The 19,123-nt window shown below is 46.1% G+C and carries 18 protein-coding genes; all 18 read left to right on the forward strand.

Annotated elements, in window-relative coordinates; translation table 11 throughout:
* Positions 1 to 9 precede the first annotated feature (9 nt).
* The 18 genes from mazG to hslO all read left to right on the forward strand — a co-directional run bounded on the left by mazG (position 10) and on the right by hslO (position 19,116).
* Complete coding sequence (mazG, locus tag MKZ16_RS00280) at positions 10 to 1,509, forward strand: nucleoside triphosphate pyrophosphohydrolase (protein WP_076105838.1); 1,500 nt, start codon at positions 10 to 12, stop codon at positions 1,507 to 1,509.
* Positions 1,510 to 1,798: 289 nt separating this feature from the next.
* Positions 1,799 to 2,071: an HU family DNA-binding protein gene (locus MKZ16_RS00285; RefSeq protein ID WP_036678778.1), complete on the forward strand. Its 273-nt coding sequence runs from the start codon at positions 1,799 to 1,801 to the stop codon at positions 2,069 to 2,071.
* Complete coding sequence (locus MKZ16_RS00290; protein ID WP_036678775.1) at positions 2,071 to 2,349, forward strand: RNA-binding S4 domain-containing protein; 279 nt, start codon at positions 2,071 to 2,073, stop codon at positions 2,347 to 2,349. The genes MKZ16_RS00285 and MKZ16_RS00290 overlap by 1 nt, the downstream gene beginning before the upstream one ends.
* A gap of 158 nt (positions 2,350 to 2,507) precedes the next feature.
* Complete coding sequence (gene yabP / locus MKZ16_RS00295; RefSeq protein ID WP_036678773.1) at positions 2,508 to 2,792, forward strand: sporulation protein YabP; 285 nt, start codon at positions 2,508 to 2,510, stop codon at positions 2,790 to 2,792.
* On the forward strand, positions 2,789 to 3,352 hold the full coding sequence (yabQ, locus tag MKZ16_RS00300) for a spore cortex biosynthesis protein YabQ (protein WP_036678771.1): 564 nt from the start codon (positions 2,789 to 2,791) through the stop codon (positions 3,350 to 3,352). The genes yabP and yabQ overlap by 4 nt, the downstream gene beginning before the upstream one ends.
* A 24-nt stretch (positions 3,353 to 3,376) precedes the next feature.
* Positions 3,377 to 3,712 carry a septum formation initiator family protein gene (locus MKZ16_RS00305; protein WP_036678769.1) on the forward strand — a complete coding sequence of 112 codons (336 nt, stop codon included), beginning with the start codon at positions 3,377 to 3,379 and terminating at the stop codon, positions 3,710 to 3,712.
* A 124-nt stretch (positions 3,713 to 3,836) separates the two neighbouring features.
* Positions 3,837 to 4,337, forward strand: a complete 501-nt coding sequence (locus MKZ16_RS00310) for a S1 domain-containing RNA-binding protein (protein ID WP_036678766.1) — start codon at positions 3,837 to 3,839, stop codon at positions 4,335 to 4,337.
* Between the two features lie 343 nt (positions 4,338 to 4,680).
* On the forward strand, positions 4,681 to 7,188 hold the full coding sequence (gene spoIIE / locus MKZ16_RS00315; RefSeq protein ID WP_076105840.1) for a stage II sporulation protein E: 2,508 nt from the start codon (positions 4,681 to 4,683) through the stop codon (positions 7,186 to 7,188).
* A 608-nt stretch (positions 7,189 to 7,796) separates the two neighbouring features.
* Positions 7,797 to 8,543, forward strand: a complete 747-nt coding sequence (locus MKZ16_RS00320; RefSeq protein ID WP_038568031.1) for a VWA domain-containing protein — start codon at positions 7,797 to 7,799, stop codon at positions 8,541 to 8,543.
* Complete coding sequence (locus MKZ16_RS00325; RefSeq protein WP_094902328.1) at positions 8,527 to 9,471, forward strand: serine/threonine protein kinase; 945 nt, start codon at positions 8,527 to 8,529, stop codon at positions 9,469 to 9,471. The genes MKZ16_RS00320 and MKZ16_RS00325 overlap by 17 nt, the downstream gene beginning before the upstream one ends.
* Before the next feature lie 45 nt (positions 9,472 to 9,516).
* Positions 9,517 to 10,950 carry a tRNA lysidine(34) synthetase TilS gene (gene tilS, locus MKZ16_RS00330; protein WP_076105862.1) on the forward strand — a complete coding sequence of 478 codons (1,434 nt, stop codon included), beginning with the start codon at positions 9,517 to 9,519 and terminating at the stop codon, positions 10,948 to 10,950.
* A 46-nt stretch (positions 10,951 to 10,996) separates the two neighbouring features.
* On the forward strand, positions 10,997 to 11,536 hold the full coding sequence (hpt, locus tag MKZ16_RS00335) for a hypoxanthine phosphoribosyltransferase (RefSeq protein WP_036678757.1): 540 nt from the start codon (positions 10,997 to 10,999) through the stop codon (positions 11,534 to 11,536).
* Between the two features lie 109 nt (positions 11,537 to 11,645).
* Positions 11,646 to 13,700 (forward strand): ATP-dependent zinc metalloprotease FtsH, encoded by a 2,055-nt coding sequence (gene ftsH, locus MKZ16_RS00340; RefSeq protein WP_036678755.1) that lies wholly within the window; start codon positions 11,646 to 11,648, stop codon positions 13,698 to 13,700.
* Positions 13,701 to 13,959: 259 nt separating this feature from the next.
* The gene (nadA, locus tag MKZ16_RS00345) at positions 13,960 to 14,898 is read left to right on the forward strand and encodes a quinolinate synthase NadA (protein ID WP_036678753.1); all 939 of its coding nucleotides are present in this window, start codon (positions 13,960 to 13,962) and stop codon (positions 14,896 to 14,898) included.
* Between the two features lie 39 nt (positions 14,899 to 14,937).
* The gene (gene nadB / locus MKZ16_RS00350) at positions 14,938 to 16,554 is read left to right on the forward strand and encodes an L-aspartate oxidase (protein WP_076105842.1); all 1,617 of its coding nucleotides are present in this window, start codon (positions 14,938 to 14,940) and stop codon (positions 16,552 to 16,554) included.
* Positions 16,544 to 17,419, forward strand: a complete 876-nt coding sequence (nadC, locus tag MKZ16_RS00355; protein ID WP_076105844.1) for a carboxylating nicotinate-nucleotide diphosphorylase — start codon at positions 16,544 to 16,546, stop codon at positions 17,417 to 17,419. Before nadB ends, nadC begins: the two co-directional genes overlap by 11 nt.
* Positions 17,416 to 18,183 (forward strand): type III pantothenate kinase, encoded by a 768-nt coding sequence (locus MKZ16_RS00360; RefSeq protein ID WP_076105846.1) that lies wholly within the window; start codon positions 17,416 to 17,418, stop codon positions 18,181 to 18,183. Before nadC ends, MKZ16_RS00360 begins: the two co-directional genes overlap by 4 nt.
* 48 nt (positions 18,184 to 18,231) lie before the next feature.
* On the forward strand, positions 18,232 to 19,116 hold the full coding sequence (hslO, locus tag MKZ16_RS00365; protein WP_036678742.1) for an Hsp33 family molecular chaperone HslO: 885 nt from the start codon (positions 18,232 to 18,234) through the stop codon (positions 19,114 to 19,116).
* The last annotated feature ends 7 nt before the right edge of the window (positions 19,117 to 19,123 follow it).

Here is a 19,123-nt window from a genome sequence, read left to right on the forward strand (position 1 = left end):
GGAACACATATGAGTGCAACATTAACAGTTGTTGGTCTCGGGTCAGGTAATCCCGATCGGCTGACACTAGGAATTATAAAAAAACTGAAGGCAGCATCCGTTGTCTACGTTCGTACCCAAGAGCATCCAGTCATGGCTGCTCTCACCGAGCTTGAAATCGCCACGCAATCCTTTGATGGACTGTATGAAGCATTAGCTTCGTTTCCTGAGGTCTATGCGGCAATTACTTCAAAATTGATTGAAGAGGCTCGCTCTGCCGCAGACGGTACAGATATTGTCTATGCGGTTCCGGGGCATCCCATGGTTGCAGAGTCAGCTGTTTCACAGCTGCGTCAGCGTTGCCCGGAAGAAGGAATAGAACTGCAAATATTAGGCGGGGAGAGTTTTCTGGACGAGGCGTTTGTACGACTGGGGTTTGACCCTATTGAAGGGTTCCAGTTATTAGATGCTTCAGGCATTCGCAGCGCTCAGCTTCAACCTGAATTGCATACTCTGATTGGCCAGGTTTATGACAGCTTTACAGCTTCAGAGACAAAGTTATGTCTGATGGAGCTGTATCCGCCGGAATATGAAGTGGTGGTGGGTCATGCCCTTGGCGTGGAGAACGAAGAAAGCATTGTGACTGTTCCTCTATACGAATTGGACCGGCTTGAGGGTTATGGAAATTTGTCTCTGGTCTATGTACCTGCGAATCGTGATGAGAAGCTAAGAAGTCGTACTTTCGCTCGCTTGCATGAGATTGTCGATATTTTGCGCAGTCCGGACGGTTGTCCATGGGATCGGGAGCAGACTCATGAATCTTTGCGTAAAAATCTAATCGAAGAAACCTATGAAGTGCTTGAAACGATTGATGAGGATGACCCAGACCATATGAAAGAGGAGCTGGGCGACCTTTTGCTGCAGATCATGCTGCACTCCCAAATGGAAGAGGAGCTTGGCACGTTTAACGTTTTTGACGTCATAGAAGGACTGAATGATAAGCTTATCTTCCGCCATCCTCATGTATTTGGTGACAAGAATGCGAATGACGCTGAAGAAGCTCTGATCAATTGGGAGGGCATGAAGGCAGAGGAGAAGCGGCGGAAAGGCGTAAAGCCCGAGGAACTATCCGTACTCAGTGGAGTTCCGCGTGATTTGCCTGCTCTTATGAAGGCGTACAAGCTTCAGAAAAAAGCATCCAAGGTGGGCTTTGATTGGGACAACGCTACGGATTGCTTAGCTAAGGTTCGTGAAGAAATAGAAGAGCTGCAAGAAGCCATCGATACTGACGCAGCCGCGGAGGATCAAATCCTGGAGCTGGGCGATCTATTATTTGCTGTTACCAATGTTGCCCGATTTATTGGTGCAGATCCGGAAGAAGCTTTAACCCGGACCAACCGCAAATTTGTGCGTCGGTTTCAGTATATCGAGCAAAGTTTGCGAGCCAAGGGTGTGAGTGTAGAGGATAGCAGCTTGGAAGAGATGGAAGAGTTGTGGCAGGAGGCAAAGACTGAGGAACGAAAAGTATAGTGATTTTCTCAGACTATGTACGGTATACGGACCTTAAGATGAGGCAATGCTGTGAAAGTAGCATTCATCTCTGATTTAGATTATGGCGAGTAGTTTAATAGTGCTATAGAATAGATTCTGCGACGATTTCTGAGAAATAACTGTTTCTTTTTTAAAAAAACGACGATTCGTGGCAGGATTTTAAGATGACATCAAGAATATCATAAAGACGAAATGACGACTTGCCCCATAATATGGCGGTGAATCTCGTTTCATTTATTTTTTCGTATCCTAGGAGGAACTTTAAATTATGAACAAGACAGATTTGGTAAACAACATTTCCGAGAAAAACGGATTGGCAAAAAAAGATGTAGAAGCAGTATTGAACGGATTCTTGGGTGAGATCACAGAAGCTTTGGCAAAAGGCGATAAAGTCCAACTGATCGGTTTCGGTACATTCGAAACTCGTAAACGTGCAGGACGTACTGGTCGCAACCCGCAAACGGGCACAACGATTGAAATTCCAGAATCAACTGTACCGGCATTCAAAGCTGGTAACAAGCTTAAAGAAGCCGTTAACTAATGCGTCTTGACAAATTCCTGAAAGTGTCCCGATTAATCAAGCGCCGGACAGTGGCCAAGGATGTGTCCGAACAAGGCCGGGTGCTGATTAACGGGCGGGAATCTAAACCAAGTAGTGCAGTTAAGATCGGTGACGAGATTACTGTGCAATTTGGACAAAAGCTTGTAACGGTCAAAGTCGAAAAGCTAGTCGAAACGACGCGCAAGGACGAAGCCGCTGGTATGTATACTCTACTTCGGGAAGAGCCTGTTGCCAAAAGCAGCGGATTGGACTGGTAGGAGTAACATAATGAATAGTAAATAAGAAGGTGCAACTTTACATATTGTAGAGTTGCACCTTCTTTTTTTCTTTTTGTCTCTCTTATTTTAGTGGATTGGAATGTTCTATAACTTCTTCTACTGCCATAGATTAGAGGTAAGAAGGAGGGGTACATGCTATGATCGAGCCAGGAAAGGTAAATAAACAGCATGATCTGCACATGCGCAGTCGTAAACAGCTAGAGTTGACGGGCGTGCAAAATGTGGAGAGCTTTGATAGCGAGGAATTTTTGCTTCGTACAGAACTCGGCCATCTCACCATTCGCGGGAATCATTTACATATCAAAAATTTAAGTCTGGAGAATGGACTGTTGTCCTTGGAGGGCAATGTACATTCCCTGATTTATCTAGATCCCGGATCGCAGGGCAAAAATAAAGGTCTACTCGGTAAGCTATTTAAATGAATCCTGCAGTTCAGTGGCTGACGCTGTTCTACATGATATTGGCCGGGGTGACAATGGGACTGGCCTATGACAGCTACCGGGTGCTGTCGCTCAAGTTCAATTTTCCCAAATGGTTGAATGCCATGCTTGACCTGCTGTATTGGCTTTGTGCTGCTTTGTTTGTTTTTAGAATGCTCTATGCCGGAAATCAGGGGCAATTGCGATTTTATGTCTTTTTAGGTTTATTTCTAGGAATATGGATCTATTTTTTGATCTTCAGTGTTACGGTGCGGCGTTTTGTGTTAATGTTAATTCAATCGGTTCAGTATATGTGCAGATTGCTATGGAGACTTATGGAGATTATGATAGGTAAACCTCTTCGCTGGCTTTGGCGCCTTATTATAGGGTTGCTAGTGCTGCTAGGTCGTATTCTATTATTCATCCTTAAGCTTCTGCTGCGTCTAACGAAGCCAATTTGGGTATTACCTGTAAGGTGGATTTCTCCATGGTTATCACGGCTTAAGCATAGCGCCTGGATCGTGAAGATCACTGGATGGATTACCAAATGGCGGAAACGCTGACCTTTGAATTAGGGGGTACGCTGCATGAACAGATTCACTGCGGAAGAGAAAAGTAATCCTAGCAAAAATTCGGCCGCAGGCGCGAAGAGAAGAAGATTCATGTGGATTCTCTTTGTGGCAGTATTTTTTGGCTGGGCGGGTTATACTTACTTCAATCAAAGTGCAGTTATTGCGGACAAGGGCGAGCAACTCGCCAAGAAACAAAAGACTAGCGAGAGTGTCACGTCATCTTTGAATCAACTGAAATATGAAGTGTCCAGACTTAATGATGATGAGTATATTGGCCAATTAGCGCGTAAATGGTACAATATCTATCCTCAAGGGGAAACTCCTATTCGAACAGAGCAATCAGAGCAATAATACTGGCTAAAAGAGGCTTTTACTCTGTTGCCTTGCTTTGCTCTTTACTGTATAATCAAATCACCGCAGACAGGATGACCTTAATATTCGTCTGTATATTTTTAAGGGAGGATCATTTTATTCTATGGCAATTGAAGTGGGCACCAAGTTAGAAGGCAAAGTGACAGGCATCACGCATTTCGGAGCATTTGTGGATCTGTCAGGAGGTGTCACAGGTCTCGTTCACATCTCGGAAATCGCCGATAATTACGTCAAGGATGTTAACGATCATCTGAAGATTAGTGATGTAGTAACCGTCAAGGTGATCAACGTCGATAAGGACGGCAAGATCGGACTTTCCATTAAGCAGGCTGTTGACAAGCCAGCATCGGAAGTACGTCCGCCTAGAGCTCCAAGACCAGAACGTCCTAGCGGCGGAGACCGTTTCGGCGGCGGTGGCGGCAGTGGTGGAGGCGGCGGTGGATTCAATCGTGAACGGGGTGGGCGTCCATTTAAGCCTGCAGCCGGTAAACCTTCATTCGAGGATAAAATGTCGCGATTCCTGAAAGACAGCGAAGAACGGATATCTTCGATTAAGAAGAACACAGAAGGAAAGCGCGGAGGCCGTGGAGCCAAACGCGTATAATCCAATACCTGTACATCATAAATAACCGCAAGGGCATTTCGCCCTTGCGGTTTTTTTGTCGTGTCATATAAACTTGCCGACAGCATCCATGTCATTTTCACATAACTCTAGGGCAATCGCTGGCGAATGACCGCCAGGCTTGCGCCTAAAACTGCACTGGAATCAAGCTTGAGGAGAAGCAAACTACTGCGCCGCAAGGGATCGCTCTATTTTTTTAGGAATAATGAACAAAGGCTTTTTTGTCGGAAATTTCTTATGACTGTCCCTCCATTTCTGACAAACTTTCTCAAATGACCCGCTATATAATGAGAACCATAAATTCTTAAACGGGTGGTGTAGGGTAATGAGTAAAAGCAATGTGGTGAATTTGCCAGAGTGGACAAGAGTGGGAAGCGAAGATAAGAAGCAGAGACAAGCCTTAGGCACGCGTATTATAGCTTGGGGTCAGAAGCAGCGTTATATTCAGCTTATAACAGCGAAGAAGTGGATGCTTCTGTTAAGCTTTATGGGGTTTCTGCTAGGTAGAGCTATGATTCTGGACGAGCTGTCCCCTTTTGCTGTCGCATATTTTGCCGTCATTGTGTTTATGCGTCGAGACTCTATGTTACCTGTAGCAGGTGCTATTATAGCTGGAAGTCTCTTCACTCCGTTTCCGGGTGCCTTGGTTACTACGGCTGAACTGATTATCTTCTTTCTTGTTTATAGAGGGCTTGAAAGTTTCGAACGAATAGATTTGTCCTATGCACCCCTTATGGTATTCGTATCCTCGTTTATGGTTGGCCTGTTCAAGATTGTTCTCGGACCTTCTCTTTCCTGGTACCCCTTTATGATGACAACTCTGGATGCTTTACTTGGGTTTGTACTTACTCTTGTGTTCATTCAGGCACTTCCTCTACTAACTTACAAACAAAAGAGCAGATCGCTGAGGAACGAGGAGGTTTTATGCCTTATTATTCTGTTAGCCTCCGTAATGACAGGCCTTGTGGGATGGACCCTTAATGGTTTGTCATTAGAGCATATATTGTCTCGTTATTTAATTCTGCTCTTTGCCATGGCAGGGGGCGCTCCCCTCGGTGCAGCTGTTGGGGTGGTGACGGGGTTGATCCTTAGTCTAGCCGATATCAGTGCTATCTATCAGATGAGTCTGCTTGCTTTTTCCGGAATGCTAGCGGGAATGATGCAAGGTGGGCGAAAGGGTGCGGTATCTATTGGCATGCTGCTAGGATCAACGATCCTTTCCGTCTATTTTACGGGTCCGGGTGATATGATGGCCTCAACATGGGAGACCTGCGCAGCAGTAGTGCTGTTTCTAATAACACCTAAGGCGATGATATCAGCGATTGCAAAATATGTACCGGGCACGTCAGATCATAGCCGATCTCAACATGAATATGCCCGCAGGGTCAGGGATCTGACTGCAGAACGGGTCACTCAATTCTCACAGGTATTCCAACAGCTCTCCAGTAGCTTTGGTCAGATTCCACGTGCCGGAGAAGTGGGCAAATCGGATCGTGAAATGGAAGATTTTATGAATACGGTCACAGAAGGAGCCTGCGCTGGCTGCATTCGCCGTACTCACTGCTGGGATGCAAAATTCTATCAGACATATAGATACATGACAGATATGATGACAACTGTTGAGGAGTGCCCTGATATTACGGCTGCTCAGCTGCCACCGGAATGGAGCCGTATTTGTGGCAAAACCGGTGAAGTGCTTGAGGTCATGAAGGGACAATATGATCTCTACCAACATGATATGCGGTGGAAAAGACAAATATACGATAGTCGGCAATTTGTTGCCGAGCAGCTGTCCGGCGTGTCACAGGTTATGGAAGACTTGGCCAAGGAAATTAAGCGTGAGGGGCAGGCCATGTATCGGCAGGAAGCGCAAATCCGCGAGGCTCTTGAGAAATTGGGACTGTCTATTCATGGCATTGAAATTTTAAGTCTGGACCCCGGGCGCGTAGAAATAGAAGTAGTGCACGCTTATAATCGCGGTTTTGATGAATGCCGTAAAATGATCGCCCCACTCCTCTCCGACATTCTGGATGAGAATATTGCTGTCATGAGTGAGACGGCGGTTCATCCCCGGGAAGGACTCTCGATGGTTACCTTTGGTTCAGCCAAAGCCTTTGAGGTAAATACGGGTGTGGCAGTTGTTTCTAAAGGTGGAGATATGCTATCTGGCGATAGCTTCAGCACCGTAGAGCTTGGAAATGGCACCTTTGCAGTTTCCATCAGTGATGGAATGGGGAATGGTGAACGGGCAAGGATGGAGAGCAGTGCCGCACTCGGCATGTTAGAAAAGCTGCTGCAATCCGGAATGGATGAGAAGCTGGCTGTAAAGTCGGTCAACTCAATTCTTTTATTACGCTCCCCTGATGAATTCTATGCTACTGTCGACATGGCTTTAATCGATCAATATTCTGCGCAGACAACGTTTATGAAGATTGCTTCAGCACCAAGCTTCATCCGGAGGGGGAGTGAGGTCATTCCAATAACCTCTAGTAATCTGCCGATAGGAATCATTAAAGATATTGATGTGGATTTAATCAGTATGCAGCTTCGCCCCGGCGATATTTTAATTATGATGACCGATGGTATTTATGATGCGCCTGGATATGCCGTTAATAAGGAGATATGGATGAAACGGATGATCCAAGAGCTTGAGGGTGATGATCCTCAAGATTTAGCGGACAGCCTGTTGGAGAAAGTGATCCGTTACCAGGGCAATGAGATCCTTGATGACATGACTATTGTCGTCAGCCGTCTTGATCATTTCCATCCGGAATGGTCCAGTCTGCATATGCCGGGCATCGGCCGTATGGAGCGCCCGCGTACGGTAAGTTAGTTATTTTAGGTTTAGGTTTAGGTTTAGTAGGTTTTAATGTTGGGTACGCGCGAAGCGTCGTACTGCTTGTATAGTTTAAGGCACGCGTAAGATATCGTGCTGCTTGGGAGGCACGCGCGAAGCGTCGTGTTGCTTGTATAGTTTAAGGTACGTGCAAGATATCGTGCTGTTTGGGGGCATGCGTGAAGCGTCGTGTTGCTTGTGAGTTTGTAGCACGCGTAAGGCGTCGTGCTAATGGAGGCAGTCAAGGCGAGTCCGTGATGTGTAACTCGCCGGCCTCTACTATTCTCGTTTCAATGGTCGGCTGACTTGGGACGGAATCTGTAGATCTAAACTGTTTACTAGTGAAGGTATGGAACGGAGAGAAAGTTTGGAGCTGTAGAAGCGGAGCGTTCGCCTTTGTCCTCGGATTCCAACCGCGAGAGGCGGTTCTAATCAAGGAATCTGAGGACAACAGCGATCGAAAGCCCAAACATTTCTCGTAGTTCCCCTATTCACTAACCCCCTCTGTTTTGATCTAGACTCCTCACTTAACATCGACCGTTTGAAATCTCTCATTTCTGGATATGCTAGAAACAGAGGTTCAAACAAAGGGGGAGTTGAGGGTTATGAAGCAAATTATGCTCATTACTGACGGTTGTTCGAATGTAGGAGAAAGTCCGGTGTTGGCAGCGGCGCATGCCCTGCAGGAGGGAATCACCGTAAATGTGGTCGGTGTAGTTGATTATGGTACGATCGGTGAAATCGGCAGCCGGGAGATTGCCGACATTGCCAAGGCCGGGGGAGGCCTTAGCCGCATAGTCGGAACACCACAACTGGCGCAGACGATTCAGATGATGACACGCAAGACCGTGGTTCAGACGATCCAGCAGGCGGTTAATAAAGAGGTAAAAAAGATACTAGGCGACGGCTCACTGGATCAGCTGCCTCCTGTTCAACGTTCACAGGTTGTTACAGTTGTAGATGAACTGACAGAAACAACGCCGCTGCGCATTGCACTTCTTATCGATGCCAGTGCCAGTATGAAGCCTAAACTGGGTGCTGTGGAAGATGCAATCCGCGATTTGGCACTCAGTTTAGAAGCACGGGAAGGCAAGAGTGAGATCGCTGTGTTTCATTTTCCCGGAAATAACAGCAGTGAAGATGCCAAGCTTGATCTAGATTGGACGCATGACATGTCAGGTATTCGTACGCTATTCTCTAAATTACACATGAGAGGCGCAACACCGACTGGCCCAGCTATTTTCAAGGTGCTTGAACATTATCGTTATGATACACTGGATGAACATCGTGGACGCCGACTAAGCGATGACCACGACGAAAGAGAAGGGATGATTGGTGGGTATGTCGTCTAATCCGTCCTATCCTACTGGTACCTTAATTAACGGCAAATGGCGGGGTAACCGTTATGTCGTTGAGCGGATGCTGGGAAGGGGCGCGAACGGAACCGTATATCTTGTGCAAAGAGAAGGCAGACGGGAAAGGTACGCGCTAAAAATCGGATACGATACACTTGAACTTCAATCGGAGATCAATGTGCTGACCTCGCTGCAATCGCGACGAAAGCGGAATGAACATCGGGCTCGTCGTGAGAATCCATTGTCTTCTTATTTTTTGGAAGCGGATGATTTCGCGAATGGGGATAATATCCCCTTCTATGTGATGAGGTATGTTGAAGGCAAACCGCTGCATCATTTTTTATCGAAAAACGGTCCCGATTGGTTAGGCCTGGTAGGTCTTGGTCTGCTTGAAAAGCTGCGCACACTGCATGAATGTGGATTTGTGTTCGGTGATTTGAAGCCCGAGAACGTCATGGTATCGAAATACGGTGAAGTGGAACTGATCGACTTTGGGGGCACAAGCCCTATTGGTCGTAGTGTGAAGCAGTTTACCGAATGGCATGATCGTGGTTTCTGGAATGCGGGCAGTCGAATCAGCGATGAGGGTTACGATCTTTTCGCATTTGCTGTGCTGTGTCTTCGTTTGCTCAATGAAGAAGGGCTCAAAAAGGCAGCCTTACAGCTGCCGCAGACGAGAAGTGTGGACGAATTATTTAAGCTGGCTAGAAATTTACCCAATAAGAAACTATCCTCCTGGATTTGTATGGCGTTAAAAGGGGGGTTCTCAGGCTCTGCGGATGCTACTGAGGTCTGGCGAAACCATATTTATAACTCGCGCAGAAAGCGCCCGGATAGTATGGACACCCCCCGGTGGTTAAAAAATGCATTCGCATTGTCTTTGTTTTTGCTCGCCTTTACGATTTATTGGGTATTCCGTTTTTGAACTCATACATATAGTTGGAGAGAGAGGGGGGCGCATGTGGAGCAAATGAATGGACTGGTGGAGTCTGTATTGGAGTCAGCAGCCGAGCATGAGCTGTGGGCGCCCCATGACACCATTGTAGTCGCAGTTTCCGGCGGCCCGGATTCTGTGGCTCTTTTGCATGTTTTACATGAAATATCTTTAAAATTTATTCCGCTTACCTTAATATGTGCTCATGTGAATCATGGATTTAGACCGGAGTCGAAGGAAGAGGCAGAGCTCGTACGTGGTATGGCTGAAGAACTGGGACTGCCCTTTGAGTTTGCGGAATTCGATATTCCCTCCTTGGCTAAAGAGAGTGGACTTGGTCCTGAGGGTACTGCACGTGAGAAGCGGTACGAATTTCTGATTGATACGGCACACCGATATGGGGCGCGTTCTGTTGCTCTGGCTCATCATGCTGATGATCAGGCAGAAACTGTAGTTATGCGTCTATTACGCGGAAGTGGCTTATCTGGACTGTCGGGTATCAAGTGGAAAAGAACAGAAAAAAAGGTGGAACTCATTCGCCCATTCCTACGTATTAACAAAACAGCACTTTTAGGGTTATGCCAAAATGAAGGTTTCACTTATGCTGAGGATGCCACCAATCTGCTGACGAAATACAAGCGGAATGCCATTCGTTTGGAAGTTCTTCCTTTTCTGGAAAAGTATAATGGCAGAGTGAGGCAATCCCTCGTACAGCTTGCGGAAATTGCCGGAGCTGAAGATGAGTATATGGAGACGTCTGCGGCAAAATGCTTTGAAGAGCTAGTTTCGGAAGGGGATGGGAAATACACCTTTAACAGAGCTTCATTTGCTGCCATACCCTCCGCTTTACAACGGCGTTTGATTAAACTAATATTAAATTATCTGTCGGCGGATTTATCTGCCCTTGATTTCCCCAAGATCGAAACTGTACGTCGGGGAACGCTGCAGAGCTATCCCACCACCTGGAGCTTGGATTTGGGTGGAGGCCTGACTTGTGTGCGGCAATATGATAGTATCTTGTTCTCGTCCAAGCCCACGACGCCACAGGCAAGCTATACATATCGTCTGTTTTTACCGGACTCTGAGCTTAAATTGGAGGAAATAGGTAAGGTGATGTCGATGGCGGTACTGGAGAGAGAAAACTTTTTTGTACAGGGGGAGGATTATGGGAAGATGTCGGCTTGGTTTGACCGTGATGAACTGGTCTTTCCACTGACGATACGATCCCGATTGCCTGGAGATACCATAAGGATCATGGGATTAAACGGAAGCAAAAAGGTAAAAGATATTTATATTGATGATAAAATACCTGCTTCCGAACGGTCATTGATTCCCCTCGTTTGTGATGGTTTGGGCAATATCGTCTGGATTCCGGGCGTAAGACGCTCGATGCATGCCGCAGTAGGGCGGCACACGACCTCCGTACTTCTATTGTCTCTGGCAGAGCTGGATGACCGCGAAGAAACGTAATGGTCGAAGTAAGTCTTTCATAGTATAACTTAGGAGGTTTCGCAAGTTGCAAAACGATATTCAAGAAGTATTGATCACCGAAGAGGAACTTCAGCAGAAAATTAAGGAGCTCGGTCGAACACTGAGCGAAGAATACGCAGGTCGTACCCCTTTAGTCATTTGTGTACTAAAAGGTGCGTTTATATTTATGGCAGATTTGGTTAAAGCCATTACAGTACCTGTTGAGATGGATTTCATGGCAGTGTCCAGCTATGGAGCATCCACCAAGTCCTCTGGAGTAGTCAAAATTATTAAGGATTTGGATGTATCGGTAGAAGGCCGCGATATCTTGATCGTTGAAGATATTATTGACAGTGGTCTTACACTCAGCTATTTAATTGAGTTGCTCCGCAACCGGAATGCTGCTACTATCTCTGTGGTTACCTTGTTTGATAAACCATCAGGCCGCACTGTTAATCTTGAAGCCAGCTACACAGGCTTCGTGTTACCTGACGAATTTGTAGTAGGCTACGGATTGGATTACGCCGAGCGGTATCGGAACCTCCCATATGTTGGAGTACTGAAACCTGAGATTTATTCCAATTGAACTAAGGACTGCCTCGATCATACGGATCGGATACCCACAACTTCCTTTATTTGAGGTGTCCCAAGAGGCTATGGTACAATAACTTGAGTGTTGTGAGAGGAGGTAGGGGATGAATCGGTTCATCCGGAATTCTGGTTTTTATTTGATTTTATTTTTAGTCGTGGTGGGTATTGTCCAGTTTGTGAGCAATGGAAATGAAGCCGCCGATTTCCCTAGATACGACGAGTTACGGCAGGAGATCAAGAACAACAATGTGAAGGATTTGACGGTTCAGTTTGAGGGTAATGCCTTTCTGGTCACAGGCGAGTATAGAGAGCTGCCTGCCGATACTAAATCGAAAAGCTTCTCCACATATATTCCTCCTACAGATGCCGCTATCAATGAACTGATTCAAGCCAGTGATGTTAATGGGATTGAATTAACTCAGAAGAAAATGGAAGGTACCAGCATTTGGCTGACATTCCTTTCTTCAATTATCCCACTGGTAATTATGTTCATCTTGTTCTTCTTCCTGTTTAATCAGGCGCAAGGTGGCGGCGGTAAAGTCATGAATTTCGGCAAGAGCAAGGCTCGGTTATATAATGAAGAGAAGAAGAAAATCAGCTTTGAGGATGTTGCAGGGGCGGACGAAGAGAAGCAAGAGCTTGTCGAAGTCGTTGAGTTCCTGAAAGATCCACGCAAATTTGCAGCTGTCGGCGCACGTATTCCTAAGGGCGTATTGCTTGTAGGTCCTCCGGGAACAGGTAAAACATTGCTTGCCCGTGCGGTAGCAGGTGAAGCTGGCGTTCCTTTCTTTAGTATTTCCGGTTCTGACTTTGTGGAAATGTTCGTGGGTGTTGGTGCTTCTCGGGTACGTGATTTGTTCGAGAATGCTAAGAAGAATGCTCCATGTATTATCTTCATTGATGAAATTGATGCTGTGGGTCGTCAGCGTGGTGCCGGTCTTGGTGGCGGACATGACGAGCGTGAGCAGACGCTTAACCAATTGCTGGTTGAGATGGATGGATTCGGTGGTAACGAAGGCATTATTATTGTAGCGGCGACTAACCGCGCTGATATACTTGATCCGGCATTGCTTCGTCCAGGACGTTTTGACCGTCAAATTACGGTTGACCGTCCTGATGTGAAAGGCCGTGAAGCTGTACTTAAGGTGCACGCTCGTAACAAACCGCTTACGAAAGATGTAAGACTGGATGTTGTTGCTAAACGCACAACCGGATTCACAGGTGCTGATTTGGAGAATCTGCTGAATGAGGCAGCTTTGCTAGCTGCACGCCGTAACCGTAAAGATATTTCCATGATTGAAGTGGATGAAGCTATCGACCGTGTTATCGTAGGTACTGAGAAACGCAGCCGTGTGATCAGTGACCGCGAGAAACGTATTGTAGCTTATCATGAAGCAGGCCATACTATTGCTGGTTACTTCCTTGAGCACGCCGATATGGTGCATAAAGTTACTATTATCCCACGCGGACGTGCAGGCGGATACGTTATTATGCTTCCGAAGGAAGATCGGATGATCGTTACCAAGCAGGAGCTTTTAGATAAGGTTACTGGATTACTTGGTGGACGTGTTGCCGAAGAATTGTTTATTGGTGAGATCGGTACGGGTGCATACAGTGACTTCCAACAGGCTACGCGCATCGTGCGTGCCATGATTATGGAGTACGGTATGAGCGATAAGCTTGGACCTATGCAGTTCGGATCTTCTCAAGGTCAAGTATTCTTAGGTCGTGATATTGGGCATGAACAGAATTACAGTGACTCCATTGCTTATGAGATTGATCAGGAAATGCAGAACTTTATTACTTCGAGTTACGAACGTTGTAAAGATCTGTTGATCAAACACTCCAAAGAAATGCACTTGATTGCCAATACATTACTTGAGAAAGAAACACTTGAGCTTGATCAGATCACACAACTGATTGAACAAGGATTCCTTTCCGAGGATGGTAAACCAGAGGGTGGCGAAGGTGTTGCCCATGAAGTTGGCGAGCCTGTCATCGACAATATCGGTGATGTGCGAGTTCGCATTCAAGGCAAGCCTGAGGACGAACAGTCCACACTTCCTGACTTATCAAAGGATATCCCGAATAACCCTGATTCTGAGGGTAATGACGGTTCCGGTGATGACAACAAAGGTGGGGGCACTAGCCTTACCTAATTGGGTCCACCATTCATATGATGTAAATTTATCCGGAGAACGTAACTGTTCTCCGGATTTTTTATTTTAATTTTTAAGGGATTCTATGCCTTAAAGCCTGTCCAGTTACATTGACAGGGGCTGGAACGTTGTGTACATTAGTGATTAATATTACTTACTATTTATATCAGCATGTTCATTTTTTCACCATGATGGCGCATGCCATTTGATAACATCATGTCGGCGAAAAGCCGCGAGGATTTAAGGGGGAGAACAATCGGTGGAAGCTCTGGCGCTTGAGCGCAAGCAGGAACAGAATCGAGAACTTCGTATACGTCTTGAACAGCTTAAAAAGGAACGAAACGCAATCATTTTAGCTCATTATTATCAGCGTGATGAAATTCAGGAGGTTGCCGATTTCCGGGGCGACTCTTTTTTACTCGCTCAGAAGGCTGCAGAGACAGATGCGGAAGTTATTGTATTCTGCGGTGTTCATTTCATGGGGGAAAGTGCAAAAATTCTAGCCCCGAACAAAACCGTTCTTATTCCTGATGAACGTGCAGGCTGTCCAATGGCAGATATGGTCAATGTAGACGGTTTGCGTAAGCTTAAAGCTCAACATCCAAATGCTAAAGTAGTCACTTATATCAACTCGTCTGCCGAGATTAAAGCAGAAACCGATATTTGTTGTACCTCAGCTAATGCTGTGAAAGTAATCGAATCCCTTGATGCTGAAGAGATTATTTGGGTCCCAGATAAGAATCTTGGTCAATATGTACAAGATCAGACGGGCAAGAAGCTGATTATTTGGGAAGGCTATTGCAACACTCACGACATGTTGACCGTCAAAGATGTAGTAGAAATGAGAGCAAAATATCCAGATGCGGAATTTGTAGTTCATCCAGAGTGCCGTCCTGAAGTAGTGGCCATGGGTGACTATGTAGGCAGCACTACATCAATTCTGGAGTATTGCCGGAAATCGGATCGTAAGCAATTTATCGTTGGAACGGAAGATGGTACCGGATATCAGCTTCGTAAGGATAGTCCAGATAAAGAATTCCATTTTGCTACCAAATTTCTTGTTTGTCCTAATATGAAAGTTAATAATCTAAAAAAACTGGTGAAATGCCTGGAGACGATGAAGCCACAAATCTATGTACCGCCTGCTGTCGCCGACAAAGCCAGAACATCCCTAGAGCGCATGCTACAAGTCCGGTAGCATGCGCTACTCTTTCGTTGAAACAGGTGAAAAGCGGTCATGATTCCACAATATTTGGTTGATTTTGATCTTCGGGATATTCCTACGGTAAAGACAGATTGTATTGTTATTGGTTCAGGGATTGCCGGACTATTCACGGCTATTAAAGCCAGTGAAGATCGGCGTGTCATAATGATCACAAAGAAATCAGTAATGGAAAGTAATACTCGCTATGCACAGGGGGGGATCGCAGCTGTTATAGCTGAGGATGATTCCCCTGCATACCACCGGCAGGATACCTTAATGGCCGGTGCAGGTCTTTGCTCCTCAACAGCTGTCGATGCACTTGTTAATGAAGGGCCGGAAGGCGTTCATGAGTTAATTCGCTTAGGAACCCTGTTTGATAAGGAAGATGGGGTACTGGCTTTGACTCAGGAAGGAGCGCACAGCCACCGCCGTATTTTGCATGCTAATGGGGATGCTACTGGTTATGAGATTGTTCGTGCATTGGCGGAACAGGTAGCGGAACATGAGAATATTGAGGTCTGGGATGATCATTATGTTATCGATCTCATCACTGAAGGTGGCGAATGTGTAGGCGCATTATTGCAGCGGCCCGGTGGTGGACGGTTGTTCCTGCAAGGGGATGCGACCATTTTGTGCTCTGGTGGAGCAGGACAATTATATCGATACACTACCAACCCTGAGGTAGCTACAGGAGATGGTGTAGCGATCGCCTATCGCGCTGGTGCTCATATACGAGATATGGAATTTATTCAATTTCATCCTACAGCACTTAGTTACCCAGGAGCTCCTAGATTTTTAATCTCCGAAGCTGTGCGTGGGGAAGGAGCAGTCTTGCGCAATATTAATGGAGAGCGGTTCATGGAGCGTTATCATAACCTGCTTGAACTAGCCCCGCGGGATATTGTAGCGCGAGCTATTGTAAGTGAAATGGAACTTACTAAATCAACGTTCGTTTATTTGGATATTACACATGAATCTCCAGAGATGGTGAAGCATCGGTTTCCCACAATATATGAGACATGTATGGGCTATGGACTGGATATTACAAGTGATTGGATTCCAGTGGCTCCTGCTGCGCATTATATGATGGGGGGGATTAAGACCGATCTGAATGGAGAGAGTACCGTCCCGCGTCTGTTTGCTTGCGGAGAGGTTTCCTCCACAGGCCTGCATGGCGCTAACCGTTTAGCTAGTAATTCTTTATCTGAGGCCATTGTATTTGGACAGCGTATTATTGATCGGATTCATGAGCTTTCCCCGCTGGACCGTGATGTTTTATCGGTTATCAGTAACGAGGGCCGTGTAGATTCGCCAACTCAAGCTATTGTGGAACGTCGTTTGAAGCTACAGAAGGTAATGGTTCGATATGCCGGACTACGTCGTAACGAAGAGATGTTACTTAAAGGATTAGATGAATTAAAACGACAGCTGCCAATCTTTGGATCAGCTTTGTCCAAACGTGAGGAATATGAATTTGCTAATATGCTGACCTGCTGTTTGCTTGTGACAGAGTCTGCTCTGGCACGGGAAGAGAGCCGTGGGGCGCATTACCGTGAGGATTATCCGCAGCGGGATGATGATCAGTGGCGTAAGCACCTGCTTCAAATTCGCGAACTGGGAATAGTGGAGGAATTAAGCGATGATGTTTAATGGTTACAATGAAGAACTAGTACAATCTATCAAGGCTTGGTTGCGGGAAGATGTTGGTTCCGGAGATGTAACCACGCAGATGACGATTCCAGTGGGCCATGAGTCCAAAGGGATTATTCATGCCAAGGAAGACGGGATAATTTGTGGCATCCCAATTGCAGAGCTGGTCTTTGAAATTGTGGATCCGGCGCTTAGTTTTACAGCTCTTGTCGAGGAAGGTCAAGCTGTAACCAAAGGGACTGTAATTATTGAGGTTGAGGGCAGCACACATGCGATTCTAACAGGTGAGCGGCTTGCGCTTAACTTGATGCAGCGTCTTTCGGGTGTGGCATCACGTACAGCTTCTTTCGTGCAGGTGCTGGAGGGATTACCGACTCGCTTAGTGGATACACGTAAGACAACACCAGGTCACCGGATGCTGGAGAAATATGCTGTTCGTATTGGTGGAGGCTTTAATCACCGTTTTGGCTTATATGATGCAGTTATGATCAAGGATAATCATATCAAAGGCGCGGGTGGTATTCGGCAGGCTGTAGGTCGTGCCCGGAAGAACATCCCGCATACGATGAGCATCGAAGTGGAGACCGAAAATTTAGAGCAAGTCGAAGAGGCGCTGGCAGCAGGTGCCGACATTATAATGCTCGATAACATGTCTAACGATATGATGAAGCAAGCCGTGGTTAGGATTAAATCCCAAGCTCCGCATGTTAAGACAGAGGCTTCTGGAAATGTATCGTTAGAAACCGTACGCGGGATTGCTGAAACGGGTGTGGATGTGATTTCTGTCGGGCGCCTTACGTACTCCTTCTCCAGTCTGGATATCAGTCTAGACCTTAATGCTAAGAAGGAAGGGCCTTTGTCATGATGCTTGCTGTCGATATCGGTAATACCAATATTGTTCTCGGTGTATATAGAAAACGCGAATTGCTGCATCATTTTCGGCTAAGCACTGCGCGCCAATCGACCGTGGATGAATATGGAGTAATGATACACAATCTTTTTCACATGTCAGGTATATCTGTCAAAGAGGTTGAAGGTGTAATTATATCTTCGGTTGTTCCGCCACTGGTTAAGACTATTGAGGATATGTGTATTAAATATATAGGGAAAGACCCATTAATTGTAGGACCAGGGATTAAGACGGGGCTTAACTTACGTTATGAGAATCCGCGTGAAATTGGCGCAGACCGGATTGTTAATGCAGTTGCTGCGATTGAACAATACAAATGTCCACTTGTGGTTGTTGATTTTGGTACGGCTACGACTTTTGATTGCATTGATGCAGGTGCTAATTATCTTGGTGGCGCGATAGTTCCTGGTCTAGGCATTTCAACAGAGGCATTATACCAGCGGGCATCTAAGCTGCCGCGAATTGAATTGGAGAAGCCTAAAAAGGTCATCGGGCGTAATACGGTGCATGCGATGCAGGCCGGAATTATTTTTGGCTATGCGGGTCAGGTTGAGGGCATCGTTAAACGAATTAAAGTCGAGATGAACGCTCCCGAACTGAAGGTTATTTCGACCGGAGGCCTCGCCTCGCTAATTGCGGGTGAAACGGACTGTATTGATGAAGTAAATCCTATGTTAACGCTAGAAGGATTAAGAATTATTTACGATCGTAACCAATAAAGATAAAGAAGCCTAAAAAGGCGAAGAGATAGGAGGGCTATGCACCCAATGGAAAAAAAGAAGGATCGACTAATCCGCGGCACGGCTCTTAATGGTAAAGTGAGAGCGTTTGCTGTCCGCACAACTGAATTGGTTGAAGAACTGAGACGCAGACACGATACGTATCCAACGGCTACAGCCGCAATGGGACGTACAGTTACCGCTGCAGCCATGATGGGCGCTATGCTCAAGGGTAGTGAGAAGCTGAGTATTATGGTTAAAGGGAATGGACCGATCGGACAAATCGTTGCAGAATCCAATGCATTGGGAGAAGTGCGTGGTTATGTGCATAATCCACACATTCATTTACCGAGCAATAGTATGGGGAAACTGGATGTAGCTGGAGCGGTGGGAACTGAAGGGTTCATTGATGTTATAAAAGATTTAGGCATGAAAGAGCCGTACCGAGGTAGTATTCCTATTATCTCCGGGGAGCTTGGCGATGATTTTACTTATTATTTTGCGGTTTCTGAGCAAACTCCAGCTGCGGTTGGCCTAGGTGTATTGGTAGATACCGATGAGTCGGTAATTGTGGCTGGAGGGTTTATTGTTCAACTTCTTCCTGGTCTGACAGATGCGGAGATTACTGAGATTGAAAAAGCTGTAGGGGCGATGCCTTCTGTAACAGCACTTCTCGATCAGGGGCTGGAGCCAGAAGAAATGCTGCGCTACCTGTTGCCGGATGCAGTGGTTATGGATGAACTGGATATTAACTTTGCTTGTCAGTGTTCGCGTGAGCGGGTAGAGCAGACATTGGTTAGCTTAGGGCGGGATGAACTGGAGAGATTAATTGCAGAAGATGAACAGGCTGAAGTCGTATGCCATTTTTGCAATGAGGCTTATGTTTTCAATAAGGACGATTTACAGGTCATTTTAGAACAAGCGAATTCGTAGGGCATTG

Source organism: Paenibacillus sp. FSL R5-0928 (genome assembly GCF_037970385.1).
In the GTDB taxonomy this organism is placed as follows: Bacteria; Bacillota; Bacilli; order Paenibacillales; family Paenibacillaceae; genus Paenibacillus_AQ; species Paenibacillus_AQ odorifer.